This window comes from Mesorhizobium waimense, from assembly GCF_003601975.1.
Classification (GTDB): Bacteria; Pseudomonadota; Alphaproteobacteria; order Rhizobiales; family Rhizobiaceae; genus Mesorhizobium; species Mesorhizobium waimense.
The window spans coordinates 1-14,846 of sequence record NZ_QZWZ01000033.1 but is presented as its reverse complement, the minus strand read 5'-3'; the positions used below and the strand labels follow the sequence as shown (position 1 = coordinate 14,846).

The window sequence follows — 14,846 nt, the reverse complement described above, 5'->3', positions numbered from 1 at the left end:
ATGACCGTGCTTTCCGTCAGTCACCTGTCGAAACGCTATGCAAACTATGCGAGCAGCCTCGAGAGATTTGCGGGTTGGTTCGGCGCGCCGGTCAAGCCCACCGACGAATTCTGGCCGGTCAAGGATATCTCGTTCTCATTGGCGGCCGGAGAGGCGCTCGGGCTGATCGGGCAGAACGGCGCCGGCAAGAGCACCCTTTTGAAGCTGATCACCGGCACCGTGCGGCCGACCGAGGGCACGGCGCATGTCGGCGGTCGTATCAGCGCCATCCTGGAACTCGGACTCGGCTTCAATCCCGAATTTACCGGACGGCAGAACGCCTACCATGCCGGCGGGCTGATGGGCCTTTCACAAGCGCGCCTAGCCGAACTCATGCCGCATATCGAGGATTTCGCCGAAATCGGTGAGTTCTTCGACCAGCCGGTTCGAACCTATTCGAGCGGTATGCAGGCGCGCTTGGCTTTTGCGCTTGCCACCGCCGAACGGCCGGAGGTGCTGATCGTCGACGAGGTGCTTTCGGTTGGCGATAGCTATTTCCAGCATAAGAGCTTCGACCGGATACGCAGCTTCAAGGCAGCGGGCACGTCGATCATTCTCGTCACCCACAGCCTGGGCGACGTCAGATCACTGTGCGACAGGGTGATCCTGCTGGACAAAGGCCATGTGCTCAAAGACGGGTCGCCCGATGAGGTGGTCGACTATTACAACGCCATGATCGCGACTAAGGAGAACGAGAAGCTGAAAGTGGAGCAGCGGCGGGAAAAAGACGGCTGGGCGTTCACCAGGTCGGGGACATTTCAGGTCAAGGCGTCAACGCTGGAACTTCTCGATGCCGAGAGCGGCGAACCGGTCAAGGTCGCCAGCATAGGGCAGTCCCTGGTGCTAAGACTGGTGGCAAAAGCCGAGACTGATGTGTCCCGCCTGGTGCTCGGCTTTATGCTGCGTGACCGCACCGGCCATATCGTCTGGGGTACAAACACTTGGCACACGCAGCAGGCCCTCCAGAACGTGAAAGCAGGCGAAGAGATTGAATTTCAGCTGCCCTTCACATGCACCTTGGGCCAAGGCTCATATTCCTTCTCACCCTCGCTTGCCAGTTCGGACACGCATCTCGAAGACAACTATGAGTGGCAGGACAATGCGCTGGTGTTCGATGTGATAAATGCGACCCAACCGTTTTTCATCGGGACATCCGCGCTTGACGCGCGGTTCGTCATCCGTGGGGTTGGTGCATGAACGAACTGGAACGAGCCATAATGACGAGCAGTTGCATGGACTGTGCCGGCATAGCGAAAGTGCCGGATGCTGGTCGCATTCTGGATACACCCAACGGCCCGATCCAGATCATGCACAATGGCATACGGGTAAAGGCGGGCGGATATCATGGCGACTGGATGGCGCAGATCATTCGCGCGCTGCAGGGGCATCATGAGCCGCAGGAAGAATTGGTCTTTCACCATATCCTGCGCTACGTGCGCCACAATTCGCTGGTCGTGGAGGTGGGCGCTTTCTGGTGCTACTATACGCTGTGGTACTTGCATGAAATTGCCAATGCTTCGGCGATCTGCATCGAACCAGACCCGAACAATCTTCAATTGGGGCGGGACAATGCGAGCCTGAACCAATTGGAAAATCGAATCAGCTTTCACAATGGCTGTGTCGGGGGTCAGCCGCTCGAAAGCTTGGAATTGCGTTGCGAATCAGACGGACAGATTCGATCGTTGCCTTGTTTCGATATGGCTGCGGTGTCCAAATTGGCCAACGAGCGGACCATCGAAGTCCTGCATCTAGACGTACAGGGAGCAGAGTTGCCCTTCATTCGCTCGATGGCATCAGCGGCGCAGCGCAACCAGTTGCGATTTGTGATCGTGTCGACTCACCACAGCAGCATATCCGGCTCGCGAACCACGCATGCTGATTGCAGGCAAGCGTTGCTGGAGTTGGGAGCCATCATCCTGGCCGAGCATGACGTGCAGCAGTCTTACAGCGGCGATGGATTGATCGCGGCGAGTTTCTTTCCCGAAGATCGGCGCATCGAACTCCCGCCTGTGTCGCTGAACAAAGCTCATTCCTCACTGTTTCCTGAACTCTGATGATCACCTCATACGCGCAGAATTTCGAAGACGTCATACTGTGGCGCGCCCTCAAATCCGTTGAGCACGGCTTCTATATAGACATCGGGGCCCAGGATCCGGTTGAGAGTTCCGTAAGTCTCTCCTTTTACGAGCAAGGCTGGCGCGGAGTACACGTTGAGCCTACACCCACCTATGCCGCCAAAATTCGCGATGCGCGACCGGACGAGGAAGTGATCGAGGCAGCAATCGGTACGGACACAGGCCTCCTAACTCTTCATGAATTTCCAGGAACGGGCCTCAGCACCGGGGACCCTGCCATTGCCAAGCAGCATGTCGAGGCTGGATTCGAAATGAAGGAGCGACCTGTTCCGCTCGTTAGCCTTCAGAGCCTCTTGGACAGTTACGTCGAGAGGGAGGTTCACTGGCTCAAGATCGATGTCGAGGGCATGGAAACTGCAGTCATTGAAAGCTGGGGGACTTCCGCGGTGCGCCCGTGGATCGTGGTAGTGGAAAGCACCTTGCCGCTTTCGACGGAAAAGAGTCATAGCGAATGGCAACCCCATCTCACAGCGCGCGGTTATGAATTCGTCTATTTCGACGGTTTGAATCGCTTTTATGTCAGCGAAGAACATCCGGAGCTGAAAGATTCATTCGGACCGGGGCCGAACCATTTCGATCAGTTCGTTTTTTCGGCTTTCAGCAGATCTGATATGCTTGCTCCGATGCGGCAGGAATTGACTGTTAAACAAGCTTCCGTCGAGGAGCGTGATGCCGAAATTGCTCGCCTCCACCAACGCATAGCCGACGCAGATGCCGCAGCCACGAAGCAGCTGGCTGATAAACAAGCTGCTATTGAGGCGCGGGATACTGAAATCGCTCGCCTCGTTTCCAACGCATTGGAAAACAGCAACTCTATATCAGACTTGAAATATGAGTTGTGGCTAGAAAAATCGCGCTCTCACGAATGGTGGCTACATTCCGAAACTCACCGGAAGCGAATTGAAGAAATTTATAAGAGCAGATCATGGAAACTTACGGGCCCCTATCGCCGAATTGGTAGAATATCGAGACGCGCTATTGCTAGCGCAAATTTTAGTAACTTTAAATCAAGAAGGGACTCTCTTGTTATTCATGCAATAAAATTTGTTATATTGCGGCCACGATTGAAGAGTTTCTTATCTCAACAGATGAGGCGCTACCCCACCTTATTCAATCGCTTCCGCGATTTCACTATCGCAAAAATTTTATCTGAGAATCGCTCACGCAACACGTTTTTCTCCTCTCCGACTTCCTCTAAACACCATTTATATCGGTCCAGGACCAATTCCAACGTCGACAAACGGATATTGACTTCTTCTGACATTAACAGAATTCTCCTGGACCTTGAACAGTATTCAAAAAGAAGAAGAGAAATCTGATGCGTATAGCCCTAGATCTCCAGGGAGCGCAAACCGAAAGCCGATTTCGTGGGATTGGCCGCTATACCATATCCCTTGCAGAGGCCATCTATCGAAACCGTGGGCATCATGAGGTGTGCTTTGTCCTGAACGGAAACATGCCGGAAACGGTTGACCTTATATTTGACTCTCTAAGCAATGTGGCGCCGCTTCACTCTTTTCACGTCTGGAACGGCCCCGATCGCCGCCTCGGCGACGACTGGTATGATATCGGATGGCGAAAGTCAGCCAGCGAAAAGATATTTGAAGCCTTCACCGAGTCACTCCACGCGGACGTTGTCCACATCAGCAGCCTGTTTGAGGGTTTCAGCGATCATTCTGCTTCAAGCATAGGCCAGCTTCCAAGATCGTCTCTTATAGCCACTACTCTGTATGACTTAATCCCCTTTATTTATAGAGATATGTACCTTCCGTCCGGCACACCTTCGGAGAAATTCTACCTTGAGAAGATAGATTACCTTAAGAGATCTGATATATGCTTGGCTATATCCGATTATACGGCCGAAGAGGCTGTTTCTCTTCTTTCACTAAATAAGAATAATGTGTTCAATATATCAGGATCCACCTCAGACGAATTCAGACCAATTCCTCATTTCGATAGGAGGGAAGCGGCTAGGAAATTTTCCTTAAATCGAGAGTTGATCCTGTATACTGGCGGCATCGATTTCCGTAAGAATATTGATCGTTTGCTTGGCGCCTTTGCTAACCTTCCGCCGGACGTCCGTCGCCGTCACGTCTTGGGTATCGTTGGAAAAATTGGAGAAATACCTGCAATACAAATAAAAGCGAAAGCTAAATCTTTAGGCCTAAACGACGCAGATTTCCGACTTTTTGGATATGTGAGCGATCACGACCTTGTTGAGCTTTACAATAGTTGCCGGCTCTTTGTATTTCCGTCTTGGCACGAGGGGTTCGGCCTGCCCGCTCTGGAGGCGATGAAATGCGGTGCGCCAACGATCGCCGCAGGAACAACCAGTATTCCGGAAGTGGTAGGTTGGGATAAAGCACTCTTCGACCCGATGGATGAACGGTCCATTGCCGACAAGATGCTGGCCGCTCTCACTGACGACGAGTTTCGCGCGGAGCTATCACAGCGCGGATTGGAGCGTGCGCGCTTATTTTCCTGGGATCAATCTGCGGAAAAAGCGATCAAAGCATTCGAGACCGTATCGAGTCATTCAGTCCGAGCCGCGGGTGGGGTTGGGACTAACGCTGAATATCGGGCTTTGATCGACTCAATTGCGTCGGTAGACGGCGCTACGGACGAGGACCTTTTGTCTACTGCAGAAGCTATAGAGGTCAGTTTCCGAGAGACAAAAAGGCGTGAATCATCTTTCGATTTGTCGAAGAAGCTAAAGTGGCGCGTCGAAGGACCGTTCGACAGCAGCTATAGTTTGGCGCTACTCAATCGCGAAACGGCGCGCGCGCTAGCGGAATTGGGTCACGATGTTGCATTGTTCTCGACAGAAGGACCGGGTGACTTCCCGCCAAACCCACATTACCTGGGCCAGAATCCGGATCTCAATGCGATGTGGATTCGATCCCAAGAACTCGGCCAACGCGATGCCGACGTAACCAGCCGAATTCTCTATCCGCCACGTGTCGACGACATGGCAAGCCCCATCAACATGCTTCACCACTATGCTTGGGAGGAATCGGGCTTCCCTCTTGAATGGGTCGAAAAGTTCAACAGACATTTGCAGGCGATCACGTGTCTATCGCCTCATGTGGAAAAAATCCTAATCGATCACGGCGTCATAGTGCCACTATCGGTTTCAGGGTGCGGTATAGATCATTGGGATCGTATCGTCGCCGATCCGACATTTCGGCTGCCACAGACAGGCTTCAAGTTTCTACACGTCTCATCTTGCTTTCCTAGGAAAGGCGCAGATCTGTTGTTGAAGGCCTACGGTCGAGCCTTTTCGCCCCGCGACAATGTCGTCCTGATCATAAAGACGTTCCCAAATCCGCACAATGAGATTGACCGCTGGCTTCGAGAGGCGGTTGGCGATCGCACTGACTTTCCGAGAGTTGAAATAATCATCGAGGATTTTGATAACTCGCGTCTAAAGGCGCTGTATGAAGCCTGCGACGTGCTGGTAGCCCCAAGTCGCGCCGAGGGGTTTGGGCTGCCTATGGCCGAGGCCATGATGTCAGGGCTCCCCGTGATTACGACGGCCTGGGGCGGGCAACTTGATTTTTGCAAACCGGAAATAGCTTGGCTGGTCGACTATCAATTCGAACGAACACAAACGCATTTCGGCTTGAGTGATTCCGTTTGGGCCACTGCGGATATTCATCATTTGGCCGATACGATGCGCGGCGCCTTCGAATTTCCGAAGGAAGAACTGAGGCACCGTGCCGCCCTCGGCCGGAACAAACTCCTACGCGAATTTCGATGGGCAGGAGTTGCTCAACGGCTCGTGGAAGGTGCTGGCCGATCCTTAGCGGGGACAAAGCGGACGGAGCCCTCGATCGGGTGGATGTCCACGTGGAAAAAAACCTGCGGTATTGCAGGATACTCGGAGCACCTACTGGCGGAATTCTCGAAGATGCCAATCATCTTCGGCACGATCGATTCAGCCATCAATGCTCCAGGCGAAAACATAATTCGCTGCTGGTCAGAAGGCGGAAATTTGGACGAAGTATCCAGGGCAGCCCAAGAGAATAGGATAGATGTACTCGTTGTTCAATTTAACTATGCTTTTTTTGAATTTGCCGAATTTTCAAGATTCATCAACGAGCAAATTGCGAGTGGAATGATCGTTGTTGTTGTACTTCACTCAACTCATGATAATTCTTTGACTCCCGATAAGAAACTTATGTTCATCTCTGAAGCTTTGTCATGCTGCCATAGAATTCTCGTTCATTCTGTAGACGACATGAACCGTCTAAAGGACGTTGGCTTAGTCGACAATGTCACACTGTTTCCGCACGGGCTGATCGAGATGTCCGAAGGGGCTACACGCCATAAGTCTCATCGCGCTTCCAGTCGGTCGTATGTCCTCGCCTCATATGGATTTTTCCTGCCACACAAAGGGCTTCACACTCTTATCCGAGCTGTAGGGCTACTTAGAAAGAATGGTGTCGATGTGAAACTCCGGATGGTGAATGCAGAGTACGCCAATCCACAATCGCGCCAGCTCATTGATCAAGCACGGGAATTGATCAACGACTTGGGACTGGATCAGCACGTGGAACTTCATACCAAGTTCCTGGATGACCAAGAAAGCCTCGCACTTTTGGCCGACTCGGATCTAATTGTTTTTCCGTACGAGAATACTGGCGAATCCTCAAGTGCGGCCGTTCGTCATGGAATTGCGGCGAAGCGGCCGGTGGCCGTTACTCCGCTCCCAATTTTCGATGACGTGCGTGAGGCGGTATTTGAATTGCCTGGTCACGATCCCGCCTCGATCTCGCTCGGAATTCGAAACCTTCTCGGCGAGCTTTCCACGAATTCTAACTCGGCCAAACAGAAAGCCAGTGATGCGGAGCGTTGGCGCGCGGCGCACCAACAAGAACGCTTGTCGGCGCGGCTGGAGGGGATGCTCAAGGCACTTCACAACAAGCACCATCACGACAGTTGGCTTGGTTCATGAACTGGAGGACCAGCTCAAGGTTGCCAACAATTAGTTTAGCGCGCCGCACATATGTTCATTCCAAACGAGGTGGTATCAAACTTCGCCACACGGAGCTTTAGGTGCCGGTCTGAAGAGTACGGGGGCAAGTCGATATGCAGGTCCAGCGGCTGATCGCCAGGGGAAAAGTTTATGGCGGGGACGCTATGACCTTTGGATGTAAGCGACGTAGCGAGCGCCTCGATGTCGCGGCGACGATAGATAGAGAGGGTCGGGCTCTCCATGGTTGCGCCGTTCGATGAGACATTAAATTCCGTTGTGTGTACTGCCAACCCGCCAGGGCGCAAACACCTCATTGAGTTCTCTATGAAAGACATTCCATGCTGCAGACTGCCTAGATGTTCCAAGCTGCAGCTTGACCAAAGGAAGTCGAAGCCCACAAGGTCGACTGGTATTGCGTTCATATCGACAGCACGAAATGCGACACGTTGGCTAAACAGGTCGGCTGGGCAGTGCCCCGGATAGCGAAGTGCTTCGAGGGACGCAGCATGTTGATCAGTTTCTATCCACCCCGCAGCAGCCGCCTCTTCTCCGCCCAGATCCGTGGCGACAATTGAGGCCCCCGCGCCTGCGAAGTTTGCTACTAGAGGCTCACGGCCCACTCCGAAACCAAGACCGCGCTTGCCCTCAAGGGACCCGAAGTGAGAAAGCAGGGCAGAGCGGATGTAGGCCCATTCCCATAGTTTCCTGTGCTTCACCCCTGCTGGAAGGAAGAGGGCCTGCGATGCCTCAGTGTACGCATCCTCTTCGAATTGTGCCGCCGTGCACATCTGCCACACGGGACCTTTCAGGGTCGGGCCATCCAGTGGTATTTGACGGGGCTGCTTTGACCACCAAGATTTAGGATGCCAGTTCATTCCGTCCCCCTAAGTTTGCCTTTTCGCGCAGTCGGGCGACAATCCCTTGCATAGGGGGTCTTGCTTCGCAACATCTTCAGAACTCCAAGAGGCAACGCCGGCGCTCGTCTGAATCCGAAGGTGGATGCTACTATGCTTATGGCATCGGTGGAGAGACAGGAGGCGCGGGCTTGAGACGAACAAAAGCGAAGTTCTCACTGCGTATGATGTCGACCACCCCCGACGATTGGATCGCGTCTACATAGGGTTGCATCTCATCGAAGTACTCAGTCGCCCGCGGCCATTGATGCGCAGCCCACAACAGATCCATGTATGGGATCGCTGCGACCTCGGCGTCTTGCTCCGTGAGCAGCCGCAAAACTTTCTTTCCGAACTCAGGTCCTGCCTTACCGGGCTCAAAGGCAAGCATTGTGTCAGGCCAACCGGCCATCGCGACAGCAAGGTTCTTGTCACCACCAATGTTGTACGTCCGAATATCTAATTTGCTAGCCATATAGTTGGCAAAAAAATCGTTTCGAAACGGCACAAAGGCGACCCTTTCCCCCGGCCGAAAGATTGGCCGCAGACTTTCAACGTAGCGATCGATCTCGACGGTCGTCTCTCGGGCTTGAACGTTAGCCGCAATAACGGCACGCGTCGGCATGTTGAAAGCGATACCAGCCAAAATGATTGCAATTGTAGTACCCGACTGCACGCGATGACTTGCCACATGCAGAGCGAGCAGTGCCCATGCTCCAAACATGCCAAGCGCCACCCAACGATAACTGGCCCGCATGTTGTTAAACCCAGGGACATATGTCGAAAGGAGTTCCGTCCCAGTCCGCCACGGTGCGTACTGGAGAGGCATCAAGGGGCCGAAGTCGCCCTCAGGCCTAAGCACATTCCATTTGAACGATGGTCCCAAAGCCATATAGAAACCGCACAAGCCGACAAGCAGGAATGCAACCTTCAACCTGACGTCGGATGACCTAGTCGCCAAGGCATAGATCGCAGCTATGATTAACACCAATGCGAACGAGGCGTTAAATACTGAGCCATCGCCGAAATAGTTGATCTCCTGGCGAACAGCACTGAGGCCGACAAAATCAGGAAGCCATAGCCCCCCCTGAGTAGGAACGAAAAAGAATTCTATATTTGACCCGAACGCTCGGAAAAAATCTAAATCCTCCGCCTCAAACCTCGTCTTTCCGATGTAGGCCGTGTACAATAAATAAGAAATTGCAAATGCCGCTCCTGTGACTGGAAAACATTTATACAATATTTCCTTGCGTTCAGTCGAACTGATCGCAAAACTAACGAGGAGCAAAATTGCCACTCCCGAGGCAAACATCATGAAGCTATAGCCATCCATGAAGGCTGCGGACAGAGTGGCTGCGAAGAACAAGATGGATGATGGCAGATTTCGCTCGTAGCGCACCAACCGCAATGCCGCGTAGAAATACGCCGGCAAAAGCGCGAATCCGAGGGATACCATGGAATAATCTGCGTGCTGCCATATGACGGGTAGCGTGAGCCATAGCAGGGCGCACAGAAGCGAAATCCCGCCCCTGCCTCCGATAAGGCGCACAAACCCGTACGCGCCGTAAAATGCAACGGTGAACCATAGCGCGAATGCCAGTGCATATGCGTCGGCCGGTGGGACGCCGATCTTTAGAAAAAGTGCGGTTGGCAAGGCCGCAGCAAGTCCGAATGAGATTGCAGCAGGGGCCGGCAAGCCAAAATTTGTCGCATAAATCGAGAAACCATTGGCGAAGGACTGCGCGAAACCCAATGTCCAGATGGCTTGGCCTGTCGTAGGCACCATAAAGCCGGGAAGTGCGCCATTCACAAATAGCACGATAAGTAGCGCAGCCGCCGCAAGTAGACGAAGGCTTGTCTTGTAGAATGTGGTCCCGTCAGTCTCGTTCATTGATTGTCCAAAGGTCGGCCGGCGATCTGCCCGCCAGCAAAAAAGAGAAGATCGCCCAGAACAGTGATCGTCCGTCCGATCACCACCGCCAGCAGTATGATCGGGCCTGGGCTGAGCCCGCCAAGCAAGAAAAGCAGGACGGCCTCCCTGACACCGATGCCGGCGGGGGCACCTGGAGTCACAAGCCCCACGAGCCACGCCAGCACGTAGGCGCCAGCAATTGCCGGATAGAGCGCGAAATCGCCGGAACCGCCGGCGAGATCATAAGCTCCCGCAAAAACCAGACCAGAGAACATCAGAAAGGCGATGTAGAAAACAGCAGCCACGCCGAAGTTCGCGCCTAGAATGGTGGCCAACCAAAGCGCGACAGCCACTGCCGCGCCAAAAGAAATCCAACCGACCCAGTCCGGAATGCCGGCCGCAATCAGGGGCAACAGAAGCGTTAAAAAGAGAGCCCCACCTACGACGAGAAGAGCCAGTTCAAGAGCCGTCGACTTAGCAAGCGGAGCGTTGCCGATTCCAGCCGACAGCCCAATGGCTTGCCGCCCCGCGAACTGGAAGATGTTGCCGGGGACATATTTGGCGAGTTGCGAAATTGCATAGGCGCGGACCGCCCAAGAGTAGGAAACCGGAACCCCAAGATGAGCCAGGAGCCGCCGCCAGCCGAGAGCCAGCAACAGGTTCGACGCGCCATACAGGCCGGCCAGGACTGCGATTGCGACGTAGCCGCCGGCCCCCATTCGGCGGAAATCGATCTCGCCGGCATAGACGTGGAGCCTAGTCCCCACGAAGACGACGCCAGCCAATCCCAAGAGAGTTCCCATGCGATTGAGCCAGGTCCTGGCGCCCGGGCCGAGCGCCATCGTCAGCCTCTTTTCATCGACTTGCAATGCAACATGGTCCACGGCAGCGGCGACAGTATCTCAGCCACATCGAAAAACTGCGAGGCCAGCGAGACGATTCCGCGCTGCGACCAGTGCTGCAGATGACCGGGCGTGTTTCCCAGGGCCGAAATATACTTCCCGCGCGCCAGGTTGAGCACGCGCCAAAGCGGCTCCCGCGGCACGCTGAGGATAAGGTCCGACGTTACGATGCGTTGCAGGGCTTGGAACGCCTTTTGCGGCTCCTCGAGATGCTCCATCACCTCGCAACATACGATGAGATCGGCGCTGTCGCGTTCCGGCGTCACTTCATAAATGCTGCGGACTGCAAAACGCCCAGGGTCCATACCGCGCCCGCTGGCGTTCTCCTTTGCCATGCCTATGACTTGCGTCGAGAAGTCCGTGCCGCGCGCGTCGATGGATTGGCCAAGCCAGCTCATGACCCAGTACCCTTCCCCGCAGCCGACCTCGTGGATGGTGGATGGATTCACCTTTGCCACCAGACCGGACAGTGCGCTTTCGAAGCCCTCGACCATCCGGCGGGCGATCGGGTTTCGCGTGCCGTATTTGTCATAGGTGTTGCCTATGACAATGCCGTCCTCTGCCTGTCCGCGAGCTACCCTCATCCGCTTATCCTGCTTTCCTGCTGGTCAGGGCGGGAGGGTATTTGACGGCCTCTCCCTGCGTCGCACGCTGCGTATAGCGAATATCTTCAAGAAGCTTGCGGTTGGCCGCTATCACATCGGCCAGAAAGGCGACCAGAAAGGTCTGGAAGCCCATCGACATGAGCACACCCGCCAGGATCACCGACTGTACGTGGCCGCTGCCTTCTCCAGTCAGAAAGAAATAGAGGAAGCGCAGGCCGATCAGAAAACCAAGGCCGAACAAAAGAGCCGCGAGCGCGCCGAAGAACCGCGCCGGCTGGTAGATGACGAAGATGCGAACGATGGTGAAGATCGAGCGCTTGAGGTAGGAAGGAATGCTCTTGACCAGCCTCGACGGCCGCAGATCGCCGTTGACGCGGATCGGCACCGAAACCACGCGCATGTTCTTGCGGCCGGCCTGGATAATGGTTTCCAGCGTATAGGTGTAGCTGTTGAACACGATCAGCCGTTGGGCCGCGTTTCGCGAGATGGCGCGAAATCCACTCGGCGCGTCCTGTACATCGGTGCCGCTGCTGACCCTAACCACCCAGCTGCCGAGCTTCTGCAGAAGCTTCTTGACCGGGGAAAAATGCTCTATTTCCGATATCGGCCGGGCGCCGATGACCATATCCGCACGCCCCTCCAGAACCGGCCTGGTCAGGGCCGGAATGTCGGCTGCCTGATACTGGTTGTCGGCATCGGTGTTGACGATGACATCTGCGCCGCGTGCGAGACAGGCTTCGACACCCGTCATGAAGGCGTAGGCAAGACCACGATTGCTTGTATGACGCACAATATGGTCGACGCCGTTTTCCTCGGCGACCCTGACCGTTTCGTCGCTGCTTCCGTCGTCGATGACCAACCACTCGACGCTGTCAAAGCCAGTGACGGTCCGCGGCAGATCATTCAGCGCTATCGCGAGCGTTTCCGCTTCGTTATAGCAAGGAATCTGGATAAACAGTTTTGGCAGCAGCTTTCTCTCTCGAAATAGGGAGGTCTGACACTTCCGTGCATCTACCATCATCAGGCTAAGGTGCAAGCGGTTTTCCCGGCGCAACACAGTCTTTCCCACTACGAATTCCCGAGTTGGCGAAACGCGTGATAGGTTACTTTTGAAGGCCGATCACGCATCGAAGCGCTTGCCTGCCTCACCCTACAAAAGTCCGGAATCCTTTGCTTAAATCCACTTCTGGAGAAAAAGGTTGAGAATCGGGATCGACGGCAGGAACCTGGGATCAGCCACTGACGGGATCGGCAGGTTCGTTCACAAGTCGATCAAAGCACTTTCGGCGCTCGGCGCCGAGGTGTTGGTCTACGCTCCCGCTGAGATCAACGCCAACTATGAGTTCCCGCGCGACGTAGCCTTGCGAACAGGCAGCTTCAAGGCGCTGCCTGCGCGCGCGCTGTGGGGGCAAGCCGTGCTGCCTTCCTGGGCCGCGCGCGACGAGGTGGAGGTCTTGTGGGGCCCGGCGCACCGCCTGCCCCTTATCCTGGATGACCGGATAGCTCGCGTGGTCACAATCCACGATCTTGTCTGGATGCACGCGCCGGAAACCATGCGCGTCCGGACCTGGGTCGGCGAACGCCTGCTGATGAAACCTGCTTTGCGAAAAGCCGACGTCGTGGCGACGGATTCGACTGCCATGGCAACCGCGCTGACGACAGAGTTTCCCTGGCTGAGATCGCCGATCAAGACGATTGCCCCCGGCACGTCCCCCCTGCCCGCTCCGGGCAGTTTTTCAAGCCTGGAGCATCTCGGCATCACCAGGCCCTATGCGCTTTTTGTCGGCACGCTCGAGCCAAGAAAGAACCTGCGCAATCTGATAAAGGCCTACGGCCTGCTGCCGGCAAGCACCCGGTCGGGCTGCGACCTGGTCATCGTCGGCGGCAGCGGCTGGAAGCAAACGAGCCTAGCCGATGATGTGCGTCTCGGCGGGCTCGAAAAAAATATTATCTTCACCGGGTTCGTCGACGACGCAAAGCTTGCCACGCTCTATTCGAATTGTCTTTTTCTGGCGATGCCGTCGCTCTATGAAGGCTTCGGCTTTCCGATCGTCGAGGCGCAGTCTTTCGGCAAGCCGGTTCTGACATCGAACACATCGTCGATGCCGGAAGTCGCCGGCGACAGTGCCATTCTTGTCGACCCGGGCAGCCCCGAGGCAATCGCCGGCGCATTCGATCAGCTCTGCGTCGATGCGCAATTGCGCCAGAAGATCGCGGCCGGAGCGCGCAAAAACGCGGAACGCTTCACCTGGGAGAATCACGCCAAGGGCATGCTTCATATTTTTGAACGGGCCATCGAGCAAAGACGAAAGACCCTCGCTTGAAAGTCCTGCACTTCTTCAAGACATACTGGCCGGATTCCTTTGGCGGCGTAGAGCGGACAATACACGCCATCGCCCAAAGCACGGCCCGCCATGGCATCGAAACCGAAGTGCTTTCGCTGAGCCGGACGCCCGAAGAGGCCACTCAACACCTCGACGGACATTTAGCCCGAAAAGCCAAATTGGATTTCGAGCTGGCGTCGACCGGGTTTTCTCGCGACGTTTTCCGGAAATTCGCCGCGCTAGCGAAGACAGCCGACCTGATCCATTATCATTTTCCATGGCCGCTCATGGACGTAGTCCATTTTCAGTCCGGTCACGGCAAGCCGACGCTCGTCACCTATCATTCCGACATCGTCAAGCAGAAGCTCATCCTGCCCTTTTACCGACCGCTGATGACGCGCTTCCTCAGGGATGTCGATGCGATCGTGGCGACATCGCCCGACTACCTGGAATCGAGCCCGGTTCTCAGGGCATTCAAGGCAAAGTCGAAAGTCATTCCCATTGGCATCGACGAAGACGCCTATCCTGCGCCAACCGAAGCCGACAACGACTGGTGCCGATCGATGATCCCGGAACCGTTCGTGCTGTTCGTCGGTGTCCTGCGCTACTACAAGGGACTGGATATCCTGATCCAGGCTGCCGACCAGGTGCGAAGCAAGATCGTCATCGCCGGATCCGGGCCGATTGAACGGCAACTCAAGCTCCAGGCTGAGACACTGCGCCGTGACAATGTGATCTTTCTTGGCGAGGTGACCGAGCCGCGCAAGATGGCGCTGCTCCACAACTGCCTCGGGTTCGTTTTCCCGTAATTACTCACGCCCTTGTCAGGGGCAAGAATCCCTGAATCTATGGGGATATGGATCGCACTGATTTGCAGCGTCTGACGAAGGAAGAGTTGATCGATCTGGTGCTGCGGATACAGCGGCCAGAGAAGACATCGCGCACGTCGTCCAAGCCACCTTCGAGCGATCGCAAGGCGCGTCGGGACAGGGCAAAGCCTGGCGGCGCTAAGGCGGGTCATAAAGGTCACAGCCGCGCCATGAGTGAGGATGCCGATC

11 protein-coding genes and 1 pseudogene are annotated in these 14,846 nt (G+C 55.3%); 7 read left to right on the top strand and 5 right to left on the bottom strand.

Going from position 1 to position 14,846, the window contains the following annotated elements:
- The 4 genes from D3227_RS29480 to D3227_RS29465 are packed head-to-tail and all read left to right on the top strand — an operon-like array spanning position 1 to position 7,131.
- Positions 1-1,236, top strand: a complete 1,236-nt coding sequence (locus tag D3227_RS29480) for an ABC transporter ATP-binding protein (RefSeq protein WP_120017746.1) — start codon at positions 1-3, stop codon at positions 1,234-1,236.
- A complete protein-coding gene (locus D3227_RS29475; RefSeq protein WP_120017745.1) occupies positions 1,233-2,093 on the top strand; it encodes an FkbM family methyltransferase in 861 nt (286 codons plus the stop codon). Before D3227_RS29480 ends, D3227_RS29475 begins: the two co-directional genes overlap by 4 nt.
- Positions 2,093-3,493 (top strand): FkbM family methyltransferase, encoded by a 1,401-nt coding sequence (locus D3227_RS29470; RefSeq protein ID WP_120017744.1) that lies wholly within the window; start codon positions 2,093-2,095, stop codon positions 3,491-3,493. The genes D3227_RS29475 and D3227_RS29470 overlap by 1 nt, the downstream gene beginning before the upstream one ends.
- Positions 3,493-7,131, top strand: a complete 3,639-nt coding sequence (locus tag D3227_RS29465; RefSeq protein WP_120017743.1) for a glycosyltransferase — start codon at positions 3,493-3,495, stop codon at positions 7,129-7,131. The genes D3227_RS29470 and D3227_RS29465 overlap by 1 nt, the downstream gene beginning before the upstream one ends.
- Positions 7,132-7,166: 35 nt before the next feature.
- Here the strand turns inward: D3227_RS29465 and D3227_RS44450 are convergent, their stop codons facing one another.
- From D3227_RS44450 to D3227_RS29440, 5 genes are all read right to left on the bottom strand, one after another.
- Positions 7,167-7,940, bottom strand: a complete 774-nt coding sequence (locus D3227_RS44450; protein WP_425374564.1) for a class I SAM-dependent methyltransferase — start codon at positions 7,938-7,940, stop codon at positions 7,167-7,169.
- A 223-nt stretch (positions 7,941-8,163) separates the two neighbouring features.
- Positions 8,164-9,936 carry a hypothetical protein gene (locus D3227_RS29455; RefSeq protein WP_120017741.1) on the bottom strand — a complete coding sequence of 591 codons (1,773 nt, stop codon included), beginning with the start codon at positions 9,934-9,936 and terminating at the stop codon, positions 8,164-8,166.
- The gene (locus tag D3227_RS29450; RefSeq protein ID WP_245451921.1) at positions 9,933-10,826 is read right to left on the bottom strand and encodes a hypothetical protein; all 894 of its coding nucleotides are present in this window, start codon (positions 10,824-10,826) and stop codon (positions 9,933-9,935) included. Before D3227_RS29450 ends, D3227_RS29455 begins: the two co-directional genes overlap by 4 nt.
- A complete protein-coding gene (locus D3227_RS29445; protein WP_120017739.1) occupies positions 10,802-11,443 on the bottom strand; it encodes a class I SAM-dependent methyltransferase in 642 nt (213 codons plus the stop codon). Before D3227_RS29445 ends, D3227_RS29450 begins: the two co-directional genes overlap by 25 nt.
- Before the next feature lie 4 nt (positions 11,444-11,447).
- Positions 11,448-12,518, bottom strand: a complete 1,071-nt coding sequence (locus tag D3227_RS29440; RefSeq protein ID WP_245451920.1) for a glycosyltransferase family 2 protein — start codon at positions 12,516-12,518, stop codon at positions 11,448-11,450.
- A gap of 145 nt (positions 12,519-12,663) precedes the next feature.
- Between D3227_RS29440 and D3227_RS29435 the strand changes: the two genes are divergently transcribed.
- The 3 genes and pseudogenes from D3227_RS29435 to D3227_RS29425 all read left to right on the top strand — a co-directional run.
- Positions 12,664-13,788, top strand: a complete 1,125-nt coding sequence (locus D3227_RS29435) for a glycosyltransferase family 4 protein (RefSeq protein ID WP_120017737.1) — start codon at positions 12,664-12,666, stop codon at positions 13,786-13,788.
- On the top strand, positions 13,785-14,597 hold the full coding sequence (locus D3227_RS29430) for a glycosyltransferase (protein WP_245451919.1): 813 nt from the start codon (positions 13,785-13,787) through the stop codon (positions 14,595-14,597). The genes D3227_RS29435 and D3227_RS29430 overlap by 4 nt, the downstream gene beginning before the upstream one ends.
- 47 nt (positions 14,598-14,644) lie before the next feature.
- Positions 14,645-14,846 (top strand): annotated as a pseudogene (locus D3227_RS29425) (IS66 family transposase); the annotation flags it as partial.

Excerpts from the sequence above, each read along its gene's own strand:
- D3227_RS29480 (WP_120017746.1), top strand. The coding sequence starts at position 1 with ATGACCGTGCTTTCCGTCAGTCACCTGTCGAAACGCTATGCAAACTAT.
- D3227_RS29475 (WP_120017745.1), top strand. The coding sequence starts at position 1,233 with ATGAACGAACTGGAACGAGCCATAATGACGAGCAGTTGCATGGACTGT.
- D3227_RS29470 (WP_120017744.1), top strand. The coding sequence starts at position 2,093 with ATGATCACCTCATACGCGCAGAATTTCGAAGACGTCATACTGTGGCGC.
- D3227_RS29465 (WP_120017743.1), top strand. The coding sequence starts at position 3,493 with ATGCGTATAGCCCTAGATCTCCAGGGAGCGCAAACCGAAAGCCGATTT.
- D3227_RS44450 (WP_425374564.1), bottom strand. The coding sequence starts at position 7,940 with ATGTGCACGGCGGCACAATTCGAAGAGGATGCGTACACTGAGGCATCG.
- D3227_RS29455 (WP_120017741.1), bottom strand. The coding sequence starts at position 9,936 with ATGAACGAGACTGACGGGACCACATTCTACAAGACAAGCCTTCGTCTA.
- D3227_RS29445 (WP_120017739.1), bottom strand. The coding sequence starts at position 11,443 with ATGAGGGTAGCTCGCGGACAGGCAGAGGACGGCATTGTCATAGGCAAC.